This is a genomic window from Pseudomonas sp. NPDC087804, from assembly GCF_044742965.1.
Classification (GTDB): Bacteria; Pseudomonadota; Gammaproteobacteria; order Pseudomonadales; family Pseudomonadaceae; genus Aquipseudomonas; species Aquipseudomonas rustica.
Map to the genome: position 1 here is coordinate 36,153 of NZ_JBIUVN010000004.1, position 15,326 is coordinate 51,478.

General features: G+C 59.2%; 12 protein-coding genes and 2 tRNA genes. 8 read left to right on the top strand and 6 right to left on the bottom strand.

Annotation, left to right across the window (positions count from 1 at the left end):
• Positions 1-138 precede the first annotated feature (138 nt).
• Positions 139-363, bottom strand: coding sequence for a hypothetical protein (locus ACIOMO_RS10075; protein ID WP_003214941.1), 225 nt, complete (start codon positions 361-363; stop codon positions 139-141).
• Positions 364-1,327: 964 nt separating this feature from the next.
• Between ACIOMO_RS10075 and ACIOMO_RS10080 the strand changes: the two genes are divergently transcribed.
• Entirely contained in the window at positions 1,328-1,651 is a 324-nt protein-coding gene (locus tag ACIOMO_RS10080; RefSeq protein ID WP_082341407.1) for a hypothetical protein, read from the top strand.
• Between the two features lie 175 nt (positions 1,652-1,826).
• The gene (gene rmuC / locus ACIOMO_RS10085) at positions 1,827-3,191 is read left to right on the top strand and encodes a DNA recombination protein RmuC (protein WP_178124210.1); all 1,365 of its coding nucleotides are present in this window, start codon (positions 1,827-1,829) and stop codon (positions 3,189-3,191) included.
• A 112-nt stretch (positions 3,192-3,303) separates the two neighbouring features.
• On the opposite strand, the gene ACIOMO_RS10090 is transcribed toward rmuC, so the two are convergent.
• Together ACIOMO_RS10090 and ACIOMO_RS10095 are read right to left on the bottom strand one after the other, a co-directional pair.
• Complete coding sequence (locus ACIOMO_RS10090; RefSeq protein ID WP_212544279.1) at positions 3,304-6,774, bottom strand: PAS domain-containing hybrid sensor histidine kinase/response regulator; 3,471 nt, start codon at positions 6,772-6,774, stop codon at positions 3,304-3,306.
• A gap of 223 nt (positions 6,775-6,997) precedes the next feature.
• Complete coding sequence (locus tag ACIOMO_RS10095) at positions 6,998-7,540, bottom strand: TetR/AcrR family transcriptional regulator (RefSeq protein ID WP_401240355.1); 543 nt, start codon at positions 7,538-7,540, stop codon at positions 6,998-7,000.
• A gap of 91 nt (positions 7,541-7,631) precedes the next feature.
• On the opposite strand from ACIOMO_RS10095, the gene ACIOMO_RS10100 reads away from it, so the two are divergent.
• The 4 genes from ACIOMO_RS10100 to ACIOMO_RS10115 all read left to right on the top strand — a co-directional run bounded on the left by ACIOMO_RS10100 (position 7,632) and on the right by ACIOMO_RS10115 (position 12,417).
• The gene (locus ACIOMO_RS10100) at positions 7,632-8,831 is read left to right on the top strand and encodes an MFS transporter (RefSeq protein WP_401240357.1); all 1,200 of its coding nucleotides are present in this window, start codon (positions 7,632-7,634) and stop codon (positions 8,829-8,831) included.
• A gap of 44 nt (positions 8,832-8,875) precedes the next feature.
• Positions 8,876-9,187 (top strand): cupin domain-containing protein, encoded by a 312-nt coding sequence (locus ACIOMO_RS10105; RefSeq protein ID WP_212550946.1) that lies wholly within the window; start codon positions 8,876-8,878, stop codon positions 9,185-9,187.
• Between the two features lie 105 nt (positions 9,188-9,292).
• Entirely contained in the window at positions 9,293-10,444 is a 1,152-nt protein-coding gene (locus tag ACIOMO_RS10110) for a TDT family transporter (RefSeq protein ID WP_212550947.1), read from the top strand.
• A gap of 98 nt (positions 10,445-10,542) precedes the next feature.
• A complete protein-coding gene (locus ACIOMO_RS10115; RefSeq protein ID WP_401240360.1) occupies positions 10,543-12,417 on the top strand; it encodes an MFS transporter in 1,875 nt (624 codons plus the stop codon).
• Positions 12,418-12,514: 97 nt separating this feature from the next.
• On the opposite strand, the gene sugE is transcribed toward ACIOMO_RS10115, so the two are convergent.
• From sugE to rdgC, 3 genes are all read right to left on the bottom strand, one after another.
• A complete protein-coding gene (gene sugE, locus ACIOMO_RS10120) occupies positions 12,515-12,829 on the bottom strand; it encodes a quaternary ammonium compound efflux SMR transporter SugE (protein WP_008077894.1) in 315 nt (104 codons plus the stop codon).
• Positions 12,830-12,947: 118 nt separating this feature from the next.
• Positions 12,948-13,913: a bile acid:sodium symporter family protein gene (locus ACIOMO_RS10125; protein ID WP_212544283.1), complete on the bottom strand. Its 966-nt coding sequence runs from the start codon at positions 13,911-13,913 to the stop codon at positions 12,948-12,950.
• A gap of 147 nt (positions 13,914-14,060) precedes the next feature.
• On the bottom strand, positions 14,061-14,981 hold the full coding sequence (gene rdgC, locus ACIOMO_RS10130; protein WP_007919763.1) for a recombination-associated protein RdgC: 921 nt from the start codon (positions 14,979-14,981) through the stop codon (positions 14,061-14,063).
• Positions 14,982-15,140: 159 nt separating this feature from the next.
• On the opposite strand from rdgC, the gene ACIOMO_RS10135 reads away from it, so the two are divergent.
• Positions 15,141-15,216 (top strand) — tRNA-Val (locus tag ACIOMO_RS10135).
• Between the two features lie 19 nt (positions 15,217-15,235).
• A tRNA-Asp gene (locus tag ACIOMO_RS10140) sits at positions 15,236-15,312 on the top strand.
• The last annotated feature ends 14 nt before the right edge of the window (positions 15,313-15,326 follow it).

Genomic DNA, 15,326 nt, shown 5'->3' on the forward strand with positions numbered 1-15,326 from the left:
TTTTAAAATATTTCCGGCTGCGCGGAATATTCGTTATATCCGATGGTGCTTAGCCGCTGAGGGATAAAAGCGAAACATCGGGCAATAAAAAGCCCCGCATTTTGTGCGGGGCTTTTGCTTTTGCAGCCTTTTCGGCTTTCAGGCAACCAGTGCCTGACGGGTACGATCGATCACGGCCTGCAGCGGTTCAGCGCTGGAGTACTGATCGGGGTACAGACGCTCGCTGTGGCGGGCGATACCGTGTTCGTTGACCAGTGTGAAGCTGAAGCAGCCTTTGCGAGCGGCCATGATCAGGCAGTTCATCGGAGCAAAAGCGTTGGTTAGGGTGCGAATGGCATCCTGAGTATGGATTTGAGTAGACATAGTTATTAGGTGTTCCTACAAATGACACGGATAAGAACCGTGCAACGTTAAAACGTTCCAGTGACGACGACCACCATTGGTCGAACGAAGAACCCGACTGGAACAAAGCAGCCAGTTTGAAGCGCTGATAAGTTGGCGCGCTTGGGCTGGCAGGTAGGTACTTAGGAGGGCAGGCAACACATCAAGGGCAAAGGTTCTGGGCCCGGGGTGAAGATCCTGATCAATTTGCAGGTTGGTTCGGTCAGAGTAAGTGGCCTTCGCAACACCCTTTGCATCATTCAAAGGCTGTGTTGTCGCAAGATTTACCTGGAAACCATCGAGGGGTCGCTCCCGCTTTTTTCGGCGATTGGCTTCTTGGTAGAAGGTTGACCGTGGGGATGTGTTCGACCGGAATTGACTTTCAGCTTGGTACTAACGCCGCGGATACTAACGGATCGAAAAGTACAAAGCAAACCTAATGCTGAAAAAGATTGCAGGGCGCTATGGATTCTGCTTGTCGATCCGGCGGATCGCTCCGTATTGGCCCACATTAAGACCGTCGGTCGGTGAAACAATTTTCATCAAACGTCACGCCAGACTGCCTTATCCCCAGGCAATGATGGAAAACGAACCGAAAAAGCGCACTCCTATAACCGGGTAACAGGTACTTGTGCACATTAGTTGCGCGGGCTGTCACAGCACTGTCACATCAATCCTGACCCCGATGGCTGCCTGCATCGAAAGTTTAAGTCAATGAAAAACATCGGTTTTTTTTGTTGGTGAAAAAATCGTCAGTTTGACTGCGAGCCCCATTCCACAAGGGTTTGCGAGGGTTCAAGGGCGGTTGTCCACTGAGTTATCCACAGCTTCTGTGGATTGTCCCGAGCGCTTGCTCTAGCACGGGCGTGCCGGGTTTTTTTCGGACTTTACCTGTAAGAAAAAGAGAGTAGAGTGGCGCGCCTTCCGATCTGTCCCACAGTGCTTTATGAAGTTTCGCTCAGTATCAGACTCTGTTACCTCAGAACCCCCTCGTGTTACCCCGCCCAAGCGATTTTCTGTGCGCGTGGCCGAATGGCTGCTCGACAGCCCGCGCCTGAGCGACAGCCACAACGCCAAACACCTTGCCGGCCGCCTGCTCAAGCAGCCTGCGCGGGAAGGCGTGGTCGCTGCGCAAAGCCGTCTCGGCCAATTGATGTGCCGCGAGTGCGGTAACGCCCGCGATCGTCGCATTGGCCAGGATCTGCTGCGTTCAGCTGCCCGTGCCGGCGACCGGCGTGCGCAGCAGGAACTCGGTCTCATCGAAGACTGAGCTGTCCAAGACCTGACACCTTGGTTAACCTTCAGGCTTTATTGGATGGGCAGGAATCTCTATGGCGATGGACTTGACCAGCGTATTGCTCGGTCTCGCGGCAGCGGGGTTGCCATTGCTGGCGCTGGCCTGGCAACTGCAGCGCCGGGCGAGCAACGGCCAAGCCGACGTGGCCCTGCTCGAAGAGCGGCTGGCCATGGCGCAACTGGCGCAGGACGGCCTCAACGCTCAGCTTGAGGCGAGCCGCGATGAAGTCGCTGATCTGGGCCAGGCCAACGCCGCGAAACAGGCTGAACTGGCGGCCCTGCGCCGTGAAGTCGAGTTGCTGCAGATCGAGCGCGACGACGCCCGCGACGCCTCCCACGCCTGGAACATCGAACGTGCCAGCAAAGAAGCCGAACTGCGCCGTCTCGACGCGCAAGCCGCTTCGTTGAACGCCGAGCTGCGTGAACAACAGGAAAGCCATCAGCAGCGCCTCAGCGACCTGCAAGGTTCGCGCGATGAGCTGCGCGCGCAGTTCGCCGAACTGGCCGGCAAGATCTTCGATGAGCGCGAGCAGCGTTTCGCCGAAACCAGCCAACAGCGCCTCGGCCAGTTGCTCGATCCGCTGAAAGAACGCATCCAATCCTTCGAAAAACGTGTGGAAGAAAGCTATCAGGCTGAAGCCCGCGAGCGCTTTTCGCTGGCCAAGGAGCTGGAGCGTTTGCAAGCGCTCAACCTGCGTCTGAGCGACGAAGCGACCAACCTGACCCGTGCCCTCAAGGGCCAGAAAACCCAAGGCAACTGGGGCGAGCTGATTCTCGAACGCGTGCTCGAACACGCCGGTCTGGAGAAGGGCCGCGAGTATCAGACACAGGTCAATTTGAAGGGCCCGGACGGCGAGCGTTTCCAGCCCGACGTGGTGATTTATCTGCCGGGCGACAAGCAGGTGGTGGTCGACTCGAAAGTCAGTCTGACCGCGTATCAGCAATACGTCGCCGCCGAAGACGACACCCTCGGCCAGATCGCGATCAAGCAGCACGTACTGTCCCTGCGCAATCACGTCAAAGGTCTGGCCGGCAAGGATTACAAGCGTCTGGAAGGCCTGCACAGTCTCGATTTTGTTTTGCTGTTCGTGCCGATCGAAGCAGCGTTCTCGGCGGCGTTGCAGGCTGAGCCGTCGCTGTTTCAAGAGGCGTTCGACCGCAACATCGTGATTGTCAGCCCGACCACATTGCTGGCGACATTGCGGGTCATCGACAGTCTGTGGAAGCAGGAGCGCCAGAGCCAGAACGCCCGGGAAATCGCCGAGCGTGCCGGATGGCTGTACGACAAGTTCGTGCTGTTCATTCAGGATCTGGACGAGGTCGGCAATCGTCTGCAACAACTGGACAAAGCCTACAGCTCAGCGCGCAACAAACTGACAGAAGGGCGCGGCAATCTGGTCAGCCGCAGTGAGCAGCTCAAACTGCTCGGGGCGCGAGCGAGCAAGAGCTTGCCGGCGGATCTGCTGGAGCGGGCGATGACCGATGTTGATGGTTTGGTTGAATTGCCTGAATAAAGATCAAAAGATCGCAGCCTGCGGCAGCTCCTACACGGGATTTTTGTCGAACACAAAAATGTGGTCTGACACCGAACCTGTAGGAGCTGCCGCAGGCTGCGATCTTTTGCTTTTAGAGCGGCACATACCGACTCAACAACGCCCGCAACGCCGCCGGTTTCACCGGTTTCGCCAGGTAATCCAGACCCGCCGCATGCACCTGCGCCACCGTCTCCGGCCGCCCATCCGCACTGATCACCACTCCCGGCACCGGCTCGCCCAACGTCGTGCGCAACCACGCCATCAACTCTGTCCCGGTGTCGCCGTGATCGAGGTGGTAATCCACCAATGCCAGTTGCGGCCGCACGCCATCCTTAAGCAACGCCGCACATTCCTCACGATTGCGCGCCGTCCACACCTGACAACCCCAGCGGCTGAGCAAACTGTTCATGCCAATCAAAATGCTGTCTTCATTGTCGATACACAGCACCTGCGCGCCGCCCAGCAACTTGCCGTTCAACTCGACGGCGGCGCTGGCCGGCACGGTTTGCGTCGGGGCCAATGGCACGCTGACGCTGAACACACTGCCGCGCCCCGGCCACGAACGCACACGCAACGTATGGCCGAGCACGCGGCACAAGCCATCGGCAATCGCCAGGCCAAGCCCCAAGCCTTTTTCCGCGCGGGTCTGGTGGCTGTCGAGGCGTTTGAATTCTTCGAAAATCACCTGCAGCTTGTCCTCCGGAATCCCCGGCCCGCGATCCCACACTTCCAGCGACAATTCTCCCCCGCGCCGACGCACGCCGAGCAGCACCGGGCCTTTGGCATAGCGGAACGCATTGGTGAGGAAGTTCTGCAAAATCCGCCGCAGCAATTTGCTGTCGCTGTCGATGCGCAGATGACTGCCACGCACGCGGAAGGTCAGGCCTTGTTCTTGCGCCAGTGCCTTGAATTCGGCGCCGAGAATATCGAACAGCTCATTGAGCGCAAACGGCTTGCGATCCGGGTTGATCTTGCCATTTTCCAGGCGCGAGATATCCAGCAGATCGCTGATCAAGTCTTCGGCTGAACGCAGCGAACTGTCGAGGTGCTGCACCAGTTTCTGCGCCTCGCTGCTCAAGCCATCGTCCTGATGGGAGAGGGCGGCGGAGAATAGGCGGGCGGCGTTCAACGGTTGCATCAAGTCATGGCTGACCGCCGCGAGGAAACGGGTTTTCGACTGGTTCGCTGCCTCGGCTGTGCCCTTGGCTTCGGTCAGCGCGACGTTGAGTTGCGACAGTTCCTGCGTACGCTCGCTGACCCGTTGCTCCAGCCCCTCGTTGGCCTCGGTCAGCGCCTGCTCGGCTTCGCGGAACGCAGTAATGTCGGTGAAACTCATGACGAAACCGCCGCCCGGCATCGGGTTGCCGATCAGTTCGATCACCCGACCGTTGGGGAACAGCCGCTCGGAGGTGTGTGCACGGCCCTGACGCATCCAGTGCAAACGGCGGGCAACGTGTACTTCGGCTTCGCCGGGGCCGCACAAGCCGCGCTCGGCGTTGTAGCGAATGATGTCGGCAATCGGCCGGCCAACGCTGATCAAACCGTCCGGGTAGTTGAACAGCTCCAGATAGCGTCGATTCCACGCCACCAGTTTCAGCGATTGGTCGACCACGCTGATGCCTTGGGTGATGTTCTCGATCGCGCCTTGCAGCAGGGCGCGGTTGAACTGCAGCACTTCCGACGCTTCATCGGCGATTCGGACTACGTCCTCCAACTGCATTTCCCGACCTTCGATAGCGGCTTTTACTACAGCGCGCGTCGAAGAAGCGCCAAGCACACCGGCCAACAAGCGCTCGGTGTGGGCGATCCATTCGCCATCGGCGTTCTGGTTCGGGTTGAAGCCTTTGCCCTGACGGTAAGCGAAACGAATAAAGCTCTGCCGCGCGCGTTCCTCACCGACAAACCGCGCCGCCAGTTGCAACAGATCGTCGATTTGCACCGCCAGCATCGAGCGTGCGCTCGGCCGCGCGCTGATCTCCTGACCGATAAAACGCCCGGCTTGCCAGTGTTCCGATACCCGCGTGCGCGACAGCACCGAAACCCACGCGAACAGGGTGAAGTTACCGGCCAGCGACAGCACCACGCCTTGTGTCAGTGGGGTGATTGGCAAATTCAGCGGATTGCTGTGCAGCCACGCCAGCCCCGGAAAACTGCTCAGGGACAAGCCCAGGCTGTGCGCGGCAATCGGCAGAATCAGCGTGTAAAACCACAGGAAAGTACCGGCGGCGAGACCGGCGAAAACCCCGCGCCGGTTGGCCTGTTTCCAGTACAGCGCGCCGAGCATGGCCGGGGCCAATTGGGTCACGGCGGCGAAGGCAATCTGGCCGATGGTCGCCAGGCTCGCGGTGGAGCCGAGCAGGCGATAGCTGACATACGCCAGCAACAGAATCACCACGATGCTGACGCGGCGCACCGAGAGCATCCACTGGCGGAACACTTCGAACGGACGCTCGGCGTTATTTCGGCGCAGCAACCACGGCAACAGCATGTCGTTGGAGACCATGGTCGACAACGCTACGCTGGCGACAATCACCATGCCGGTCGCCGCCGACGCGCCGCCGATGAACGCCAGCAGCGCCAGCGCCGGATGGGCTTGAGCGAGAGGCAAACTGATCACAAAGGAGTCGGGGAGTACGTCGCTCGGTAACAACATCTGACCGGCGAGGGCGATCGGGACTACAAACAGCGCGGCCAGTGCGAGGTAGGCCGGGAACACCCATTTGGCCAGACGCAGATCTTGCGGGTCGATGTTCTCGACTACGGTGACGTGAAACTGTCGGGGCAGGCAGATGATCGCCATCATCGCCACGCCGGTCTGCACCACCATCGATGGCCAGTTAATGGTTTCTTTCCAGTATTCCTCGAGGCGCGGGGCGAGCATTGCCTGGTTGAACAGGTCATCGAAACCGTCGTACAGACCAAAAGTGACGAAGGCGCCGACCGCGAGAAAGGCAAACAGTTTGACCAGCGATTCGAAGGCAATCGCCAGCACCATGCCACGGTGGTGCTCGGTGGCGTCGAGGTTGCGCGTACCGAACACGATGGTGAACAGCGCCAGCACCAGCGACACGATCAGCGCGGTGTCCTGCGCGCGGGTGCCCATGGCGTCGGCGCCGGCGCCGATCAACAGGTTCACGCCGAGGACGATGCCTTTGAGTTGCAGGGCGATGTAGGGGAGGACGCCGACCAGGCAGATCAGCGCGACGACCACCGCCAGCGATTGCGATTTGCCGTAACGCGCGGCGATGAAGTCAGCGATGGAGGTGATGTTCTCCTGTTTGCTGATCATCACCATTTTCTGCAGCACCCACGGCGCGCCGAGCAGCAGCAGGATCGGCCCGAGGTAAATCGGCAGGAATGACCACAGTTGTTCGGCGGCCTGACCGACCGCGCCGAAGAATGTCCAGCTGGTGCAATAAACCGCCAGCGACAGGCTGTACACCCAGGCACGCATTCGCGGCGGCAATGGCGCGCTGCGACGGTCGCCGTAGAAGGCGATGGCGAACATGATAGCCATATAGGCCAGGGCGACGGCGGCGATCAGCCCGGTGGACAACGACATGCAACACTCCCGACAGAAGACTCCCCGGCAACCCTGTCCGGGCCAACAGTCTCGCATGAGTGCGGCGGTTAGTCAGTGTCGACCAAGGTCGTGGCGTGGCGGGGTGTCGCAGGGGTGGAACCCGTCAGTATTAGCGGTGACCGGGCGGGCCTCTTCGCGAGCAAGCCCGCTCCCACAAGGGGAACGCATTCCAAATGTGGGAGCGGGCTTGCTCGCGAAGGCGTCAGTCCAGACGCAGCGCAATATCGATCAGATAATGCAGCTCATCCACTTCAAGCGCCGCCGCCGAAAACAGGATCCGGAACACCACCGGCGCCACCACCAGGTTGATCAATCGATCAACACTCGGCGCGATCTCATCCGGATGCCGCGCAATGATCGTCTGCAATTGCGCACCAATGATCGTCACGCAATACCCCGGCGTCGCGCTCGCCTGCACGTCGCGCATCATGTTGCGGCCGGGCTCGGAGCTCATCTCGTCGAGATACTGTTCAGCCCACGCACGAATATCGCTGCGCAAACTGCCCGTTTCTGCCGGCTCACTGTCTGGGCGCATGCGGGCGAGGGCGACGTCTGCGAGCAACGCCGCCAGATCCCCCCAGCGTCGATAAATCGTCGACGGCGTCACCCCCGCGCGTGCGGCGATTTGCGGCACGGTCACGGTCGAGCGCTCCTGTTCTTGCAGGAGCGCGTGGACTGCCGAATGAATCGACTCTTGCACCCGGGCACTGCGGCCACCCGGGCGTAAACCTTCTTTAATAGCCATGCGGCAGACCTTAACACAAAGAATTTGCTTTAAGCGCGAGGCGGTAGCACACTCCGCAAAAGCAAAAAATTAGCTTTTGCGGAGTGTGCCCATGATTAGCCCCTTGAATAACGTCGTTTCAAACCGCTCCAGCCTGTGGTTTCTGGCGATCACCTTACTCAGTTTTCTCGCCGCTTCCACCGCGCCGACGCCGTTGTATCACCTGTATCAGGATCAACTGCATTTCTCGGCGGTGGTGCTGACGCTGATCTTCGGTGTCTATGCGCTCAGTCTGTTGGCGGCGCTATTAACAGTGGGCTCGCTGTCCGACCATGTGGGACGCAAACCGGTGATCTTTACCGCCGTGCTGCTCAATGCCTTGGCGATGCTCCTGTTTATCTATGCCGACAGCGTCACGTGGCTGATCAGCGCGCGCGTCCTGCAAGGTTTTGCCACCGGCATGGCCACTGCGGTGTTGAGCGCGACGTTGCTCGATACGGATCGCCAGCAAGGGCCGTTGATCAACAGCGTCGCGCCGTTGTTGGGAATGGCGCTGGGCGGTTTGGGTTGCGGTTTGCTCGCGGAATTTGCTCCGGCGCCGTTGCAGTTGACCTATTGGTTGTTGCTCGGATTGTTTGTATTGCAGGGAATTTATGTCTGGCGCCTGCCGGAAAGTGTCTCGCCGCAAGACGGGGCTTGGGCGTCATTGAAGCCGACGCTGCACGTGCCGGCTCAGGCCCGTTCAACATTGTGGCGAGTGCTGCCGCTGAACACGGCGACGTGGGCACTCGGTGGTTTTTACGCCTCGCTGGCTCCGTCATTGGTGCGCACGGCCACCGGTTCGACGTCCAACCTGATCGGCGGCTCGACCGTGGCGGCATTGACCCTGACCGGTGCGTTGATGATTTTCACCTTGCGCAATCGCAGCGCCAAACAAGCCTTGCGGCTGGGCGCGAGTCTGCTGCCGATCGGTCTGGTGCTGATCTTGCTCGGCGTGCACAGCGCGAGTCTTTCGCTGTTCTTCCTCGGCACGCTGGTCGCCGGTTGTGGGTTTGGCTCGGGCTTCCTTGGCGCAGTGCGCAGCTTGGTTCCGCTGGCATTGCCTCACGAACGGGCCGGTTTGATGTCGGCGTATTACGTGCTGAGTTATCTCGCATTCTGCCTGCCGGCATTGTTGGCCGGTTATCTGGCTCGCACCTATGGCTTGCTGGCAACCACTGATGGCTACGGCGCGGTACTGATCGTGTTGGCGGTGGGGGCGTTATTGCTCAGCCTGCGCGCCAACGCAGTCAAGGTGTGCAGCGCTCCCTGAGTTTCGGTTAGCCTTGCTTGGCCATTCTTCTCACGGATCGATTCATGAAGATTATCCGCAGCAAAACCTTCACCGCCGACCGCGCCTGGGGCGCGCTGGACATCGCCAATATGAACGGCATCACCACGCGCCTGCACTGGACGGATCAGCCGTACAAATGGCACGTCAACGATGGCGAAGAAGTGTTCGTGGTGCTCGATGGCCAGGTGCAGATGCACTACCGCGAAAACGGCGAGGAAAAACAGGTGCAGCTCGACGTTGGCGATATCTTTTACGCCTCGGTCGGCACCGAGCATGTCGCGCATCCACAGGGCGCTGCGCGGATCCTGGTGATTGAAAGCGAAGGCAGCGTCTGACTGCTTATTGGTAAAACAGATAACAGTTAGAGATATTACCCGTTATATAGATATTCGATTCGGATCTACCATGAATTCCACCTCACCTGAGGACAGGAGTTCATGATGATTTGCCCCAACAGCGCCAAACCCGGCATCAAGCCGTTCAGCCAACTTCAGCATCCGCGTGAAGTGATCCGCCAATTCACACCGAACTGGTTCGCCGCGACCATGGGTACCGGTGTGCTGGCATTGGCGTTGGCGCAACTGCCGGTGGCGATTCCCGGTTTGCACGCCGTGGCCGAAGGGCTGTGGTTGTTCAACATTCTGTTGTTCACGTTGTTTACCCTGGCTTACGCCGCTCGCTGGATTCTGTTCTTCGATGAAGCGCGGCGGATTTTCGGGCATTCCACGGTATCGATGTTCTTCGGCACCATCCCAATGGGCCTGGCGACGATCATCAACGGCTTTTTGGTGTTCGGCCTGCCGCGCTGGGGCGACGGGGTGATTCATCTCGCCGAAGTGCTGTGGTGGATCGACGTGGCGATGTCGCTGGCCTGCGGCGTGTTGATTCCGTACATGATGTTTACCCGTCAGGAACACAGCATTGATCAGATGACCGCCGTTTGGCTGTTGCCCGTAGTCGCAGCAGAAGTGGCAGCGGCCAGCGGTGGTTTGCTCGCACCGCATCTGACCGATGCCCACTCGCAACTGGTGGTGCTGACCACCAGCTACGTGCTTTGGGCATTTTCCCTACCGGTGGCGTTCAGCATTCTGACAATCCTCTTGCTGCGCATGGCCCTGCACAAACTGCCTCACGAAAACATGGCCGCTTCGAGCTGGCTGGCCCTTGGCCCGATCGGCACCGGTGCGCTGGGCATGTTGCTGTTGGGCGCTGATGCACCGGCGATCTTCGCTGCCAACGGTCTGCCGGGCATCGGCGAAATCGCATCGGGCATTGGCCTGGTCGCCGGCATCACGCTGTGGGGCTTCGGGTTGTGGTGGATGTTGATGGCGCTGCTGATCACCGTGCGTTATCTGCGTGACGGCATCCCGTTCAATCTTGGCTGGTGGGGTTTCACCTTCCCGTTGGGTGTTTATTCGCTGGCAACGTTGAAGCTGGCCAGCACCTTGAATCTCGGATTTTTCAGCGTGGTTGGCTGTGTGTTGGTGACGTTGCTCGCGATCATGTGGCTGATCGTCGGTAAACGCACCGTGCAAGGCGCGTGGCGTGGCGAGCTGTTTGTTTCACCGTGCATCGCCGGTTTGAAGAAATAACCTGAAATATTTAGCTAAGGTGTGGCCTGGATTGCGGTTTGTGAATCCAATAGACAGTATCCAGACCACCCCCCAGCAAAATCAGGGAAACACGGAAGATGAGTCACTCCTCACAGTTCAACCTGCTGCGCACGCGACGGTTTTTACCGTTCTTCATCACGCAATCGCTCGGCGCGTTTAACGACAACGTGTTTAAGCAGTCGTTGATTCTCGCCATTCTCTATCGGTTGACCATCGAAGGTGACCGCTCGATCTGGGTCAACCTCTGTGCGCTGCTGTTTATTCTGCCGTTCTTCCTGTTCTCGGCGCTGGCCGGGCAGTTTGGCGAAAAGTTCGCCAAGGACGCGTTGATCCGTCTGATCAAACTGGCGGAAATCGCCATCATGGCGGTGGGATCCGTCGGATTCTTGTTCGATCATCTGTCGCTGATGCTGGTGGCGTTGTTCGCCATGGGCACGCACTCGGCGTTATTCGGGCCGGTGAAGTATTCGATCCTGCCGCAGGCATTGCGCGAGGATGAACTGGTCGGCGGCAATGGTCTGGTGGAGATGGGCACGTTTCTGGCGATCCTCGCCGGCACCATCGGCGCCGGGGTCATCATGTCTTCGACGCACTACGCGCCACTGGTGTCCGGCGCCATCGTCGGCATTGCCGTGCTGGGTTATCTCGCCAGCCGCAGCATTCCTCGCGCGGCGGCGTCCTCGCCGGAGATGCGCCTGAACTGGAATATCTTCAGCCAATCGTGGGCGACGCTGAAACTCGGCTTGGGCCAGACCCCAGCGGTGTCGCGTTCGATCGTAGGCAATTCGTGGTTCTGGTTTGTCGGGGCGATTTATCTGACGCAGATTCCGGCGTATGCCAAGGAATGGATGCACGGCGATGAAACCGTGGTCACCTTGATTCTCACGGTGTTCTCGGTGGGGATCGCCCTCGGTTCAATGCTCTGCGAGAAGCTTTCCGGGCGTAAAGTCGAGATCGGTCTGGTGCCGTTCGGCTCGTTTGGTCTGACCGTGTTCGGGCTGCTGCTGTGGTGGCATTCCGGCGGGATTCCGGACAGCGTCACTGGCCATAGCTGGGTTGAAGTGCTGGGCTTTGTGCACACGTGGGCGGTGTTGATCGACATTCTCGGTCTGGGCATTTTCGGCGGCTTCTATATCGTGCCGCTGTACGCGTTGATCCAATCGCGCACCGCCGAGAATGAGCGCGCGCGGGTGATCGCGGCGAACAACATTCTCAACGCACTGTTCATGGTGGTCTCGGCCATCGTTTCGATCGTGTTGTTGAGCGTGGTCAAACTGTCGATTCCGCAGCTGTTTCTGGTGGTGTCGCTGCTGAACATCGGCGTCAACGCCTACATCTTCAAAATCGTCCCCGAGTTCAGTATGCGTTTCATGATCTGGCTGCTCAGCCATTCCATGTACCGCGTCGAACATCGCAACCTTGAGGCGATTCCTGATGAGGGCGCGGCGTTGTTGGTGTGTAACCACGTGTCGTTCGTCGATGCCTTGCTGATTGGCGGCGCAGTGCGTAGGCCGATTCGCTTTGTCATGTACTACAAAATCTACAACTTGCCGGTGCTGAACTTTATCTTCCGCACGGCGGGAGCCATTCCTATCGCTGGGCGGCAGGAAGATATCCAGATCTATGAGAAGGCCTTCACGCGGATTGCGCAATATCTGAAGGAAGGCGAATTGGTGTGCATCTTCCCGGAAGGCAAATTGACTGCTGATGGCGAGATGAATGAATTCAGGGGCGGGCTGACGCGGATTCTAGAGGAGACGCCGGTACCGGTGATTCCGCTGGCGTTGCAGGGGTTGTGGGGGAGCTTCTTCAGTCGCGATCCGAACAAGGGTTTTTTTCACCGGTTGTGGTCGCGGGTGACATTGGTGGCGGGTTCGGCGGTGGATGTTGGTGCGGCGGAGCCGGCGAAGTTGCAGGTGTTGGTGGGGGAGTTGCGTGGGGCGGTTAGATAGTCGCTGATTTTTAGGGCCTCTTCGCGAGCAGGCTCACTCCTACATTTGAAACGCGTTCCCCTGTAGGAGTGAGCCTGCTCGCGATAGCGGTAGAGGCCTAAGCGCTGACCTTAAGCCCAATCAGCCCGGTGATGATCAACGCCACACTCGCCAGCCGAATCAACGCCATCGATTCGCCAAACAAAATGATCCCGGCAATCACCGTGCCCACAGCACCGACGCCCGTCCAGATCGCATACGCCGTGCCCAGCGGCAATTCCTTCATCGCAAGGCCGAGCAGGCCAAGGCTGATGGCCATGGCCGCAACGGTCAGTGCAGTAGGGAGTGGACGGCTGAAGCCATCGGTGTATTTCAGGCCAACGGCCCAGCCGACTTCGAACAGGCCGGCGAAAAACAGAATGATCCAGGACATGAGAGACCTCCATCGATTGACGGGGTCGTCCCCAGATTAATGACTCGATCGAGCCGCGAGGTCGTCCTCGCGTTGCGCGATAGTTTGACCAGCATTAACCCGGGGATCAAGTTTCAGCTCAGTCGGCAGCCTGTTGCGCCAACGCCTCGCGATCTTCCTTTTCGCTCATGCGGCGGAAGTAGGTCGACAGCAGCGCACCGGAAATATTGTGCCAGACACTGAACAACGCGCTCGGCACTGCTGCCAACGGCGAAAAGTGCGCGCTGGCCAACGCGGCGCCCAATCCCGAGTTCTGCATGCCGACTTCCAGCGCCAGCGATTTGCGCTGAGCCAACGGCAGCTTGAACAGGCGGCCGGTGAAGTAACCCAGCAGATAACCGAAGCTGTTGTGCAGCATCACCACGGCCATGATCAGCAGACCGGATTCGGCAATTTTCGCCTGGCTGGCGGCGACCACGGCAGTGACGATAATCACGATGCTGACCACCGACACCAGCGGCAACACATCCACCGCATGACGAACCCGGTCACCGAGCACGCGCTGGGCAACCACGCCGAGGATGATCGGCAACAGCACCACTTGCAGGATCGACCAGAACAGCTCCATGAACGACACCGGCAACCACGCCGAAGCCAGCAGCCAGATCAGCGCCGGGGTCAGCAGCGGAGCGAGGAGGGTGGTAACGGCGGCGATGGCTACCGACAACGCCAGATCACCACGGGCCAGCCAGGTCATCACGTTGGACGAGGTGCCGCTCGGGCAGCAGCCGACCAGAATTACGCCGACGGCGATTTCCGGCGGCAGGTGAAACACCTGGCAAAGCAACCACGCCACGCCGGGCATGATCACGAAGTGTGCAACCACGCCCAGCGCCACGCGCCACGGATGGCGGGCAACGGCAGCGAAGTCGTCGAGTTTGAGGGTCAGGCCCATGCCGAACATCACCAGCCCGAGCAACGGCACGATCGCGCTTTTCAGGCCAAGGAACCATGCCGGTTGCAGGAACGCGATGACCGCGAAAATCAGAACCCAGTAAGCGAAGGTATTGCCGACAAAGCGGCTGAGTGCAGCCAGTGCGCGCATGGCTTGTTCCTTATTGTTAGTTACACCACAAAACCAAATGTAGGAGTGAGCCTGCTCGCGATGGCGGTCGTTCAGTCAACATTGATGTTGAATGTCAGTCCCTCATCGCGAGCAGGCTCACTCCTACAGTTTGGACATCACAAGGGATCAGATCCCCTGCGGAGTCTCTTCCCCACCCAGCGCTTCAACCAGCGCCGGCAGGAAGTCGCCGAAGGTCAGCATCATCAGGGTGAAGCTGGCGTCCAGTTGACCCAGTGCCTCGTCGCCACCGTCCTGTTCCGCCTGATCCTGCAACAGGTCTTCGAACTTCAGACGTTTAACAGTCATCTTGTCGTCAAGCATGAACGACAACTTGTCCTGCCACGCCAGCGACAGCTGCGTGACGACTTTGCCGGTGCTCAGGTGCAGCTGGATTTCTTCGCTCGTCAGGTCCTGACGCTTGCAACGAACGATGCCGCCGTCTTCGTGGGTGTCGCGCAGTTCGCACTCGTCCAGCACATAGAAGTCGTCGGCAGCTTTCTGCGTGGTGACCCATTCGGTCATGGTCGCGGTTGGCGACATTTTCACGGTCAGCGGACGGACGGGCAGGGTGCCGATCACTTCACGCAGGGTCGACAGCAAGTCTTCAGCGCGTTTCGGGCTGGCCGAGTTGACCAGAATCAGACCCTGTTTCGGCGCAATGGCGGCGAAGGTCGACGAGCGACGGATAAAGGCGCGCGGCAGGAAGGCCTGGATGATTTCATCCTTGATCTGATCGCGTTCCTTCTTATAGACCTTGCGCATCTGCTCGGCTTCGATCTCTTCGACCTTTTCCTTAACCGCGTCGCGCACGACGCTGCCCGGCAGAATGCGTTCTTCTTTACGCGCGGAAATCAGCAGGAAGTCACCGCTGACGTGTACCAATGGAGCATCTTCGCCTTTGCCGAACGGCGCGACGAAACCGTAGGTGGTCAACTCCTGGCTTGCACATGGACGCGCCAGTTTGGTGGCCAGTGCAGTTTCCAGCGCCTCGGCATCGACAGGCAGGTCTTGGGTCAGGCGATAGATAAGCAGGTTCTTGAACCACATGGGGTGAGTCTCTCCTTTATACAAAGGGGGGCATTATTGTCCTCGCCGTCTCATAGGCCAACCCTTCTGTAAGCCTTTGGAAGGCCTGAGAAAATTATTTAAAAAAGTGCTTGCCAGAGCTTGGGTCGCTCCGTAGAATGCGCGCCACACCGAAGCGAAGGGTGATTAGCTCAGCTGGGAGAGCGTCTGCCTTACAAGCAGAATGTCGGCGGTTCGATCCCGTCATCACCCACCATTCGTTTCAAGCGTTTCGCGCAGCGGTAGTTCAGTCGGTTAGAATACCGGCCTGTCACGCCGGGGGTCGCGGGTTCGAGTCCCGTCCGCTGCGCCATATTCGGAATCTGG

Excerpts from the sequence above, each read along its gene's own strand:
- ACIOMO_RS10075 (WP_003214941.1), bottom strand. The coding sequence starts at position 363 with ATGTCTACTCAAATCCATACTCAGGATGCCATTCGCACCCTAACCAAC.
- ACIOMO_RS10080 (WP_082341407.1), top strand. The coding sequence starts at position 1,328 with ATGAAGTTTCGCTCAGTATCAGACTCTGTTACCTCAGAACCCCCTCGT.
- ACIOMO_RS10090 (WP_212544279.1), bottom strand. The coding sequence starts at position 6,774 with ATGTCGTTGTCCACCGGGCTGATCGCCGCCGTCGCCCTGGCCTATATG.
- ACIOMO_RS10095 (WP_401240355.1), bottom strand. The coding sequence starts at position 7,540 with ATGGCTATTAAAGAAGGTTTACGCCCGGGTGGCCGCAGTGCCCGGGTG.
- ACIOMO_RS10100 (WP_401240357.1), top strand. The coding sequence starts at position 7,632 with ATGATTAGCCCCTTGAATAACGTCGTTTCAAACCGCTCCAGCCTGTGG.
- ACIOMO_RS10105 (WP_212550946.1), top strand. The coding sequence starts at position 8,876 with ATGAAGATTATCCGCAGCAAAACCTTCACCGCCGACCGCGCCTGGGGC.
- ACIOMO_RS10110 (WP_212550947.1), top strand. The coding sequence starts at position 9,293 with ATGATTTGCCCCAACAGCGCCAAACCCGGCATCAAGCCGTTCAGCCAA.
- ACIOMO_RS10115 (WP_401240360.1), top strand. The coding sequence starts at position 10,543 with ATGAGTCACTCCTCACAGTTCAACCTGCTGCGCACGCGACGGTTTTTA.
- sugE (WP_008077894.1), bottom strand. The coding sequence starts at position 12,829 with ATGTCCTGGATCATTCTGTTTTTCGCCGGCCTGTTCGAAGTCGGCTGG.
- ACIOMO_RS10125 (WP_212544283.1), bottom strand. The coding sequence starts at position 13,913 with ATGCGCGCACTGGCTGCACTCAGCCGCTTTGTCGGCAATACCTTCGCT.
- rdgC (WP_007919763.1), bottom strand. The coding sequence starts at position 14,981 with ATGTGGTTCAAGAACCTGCTTATCTATCGCCTGACCCAAGACCTGCCT.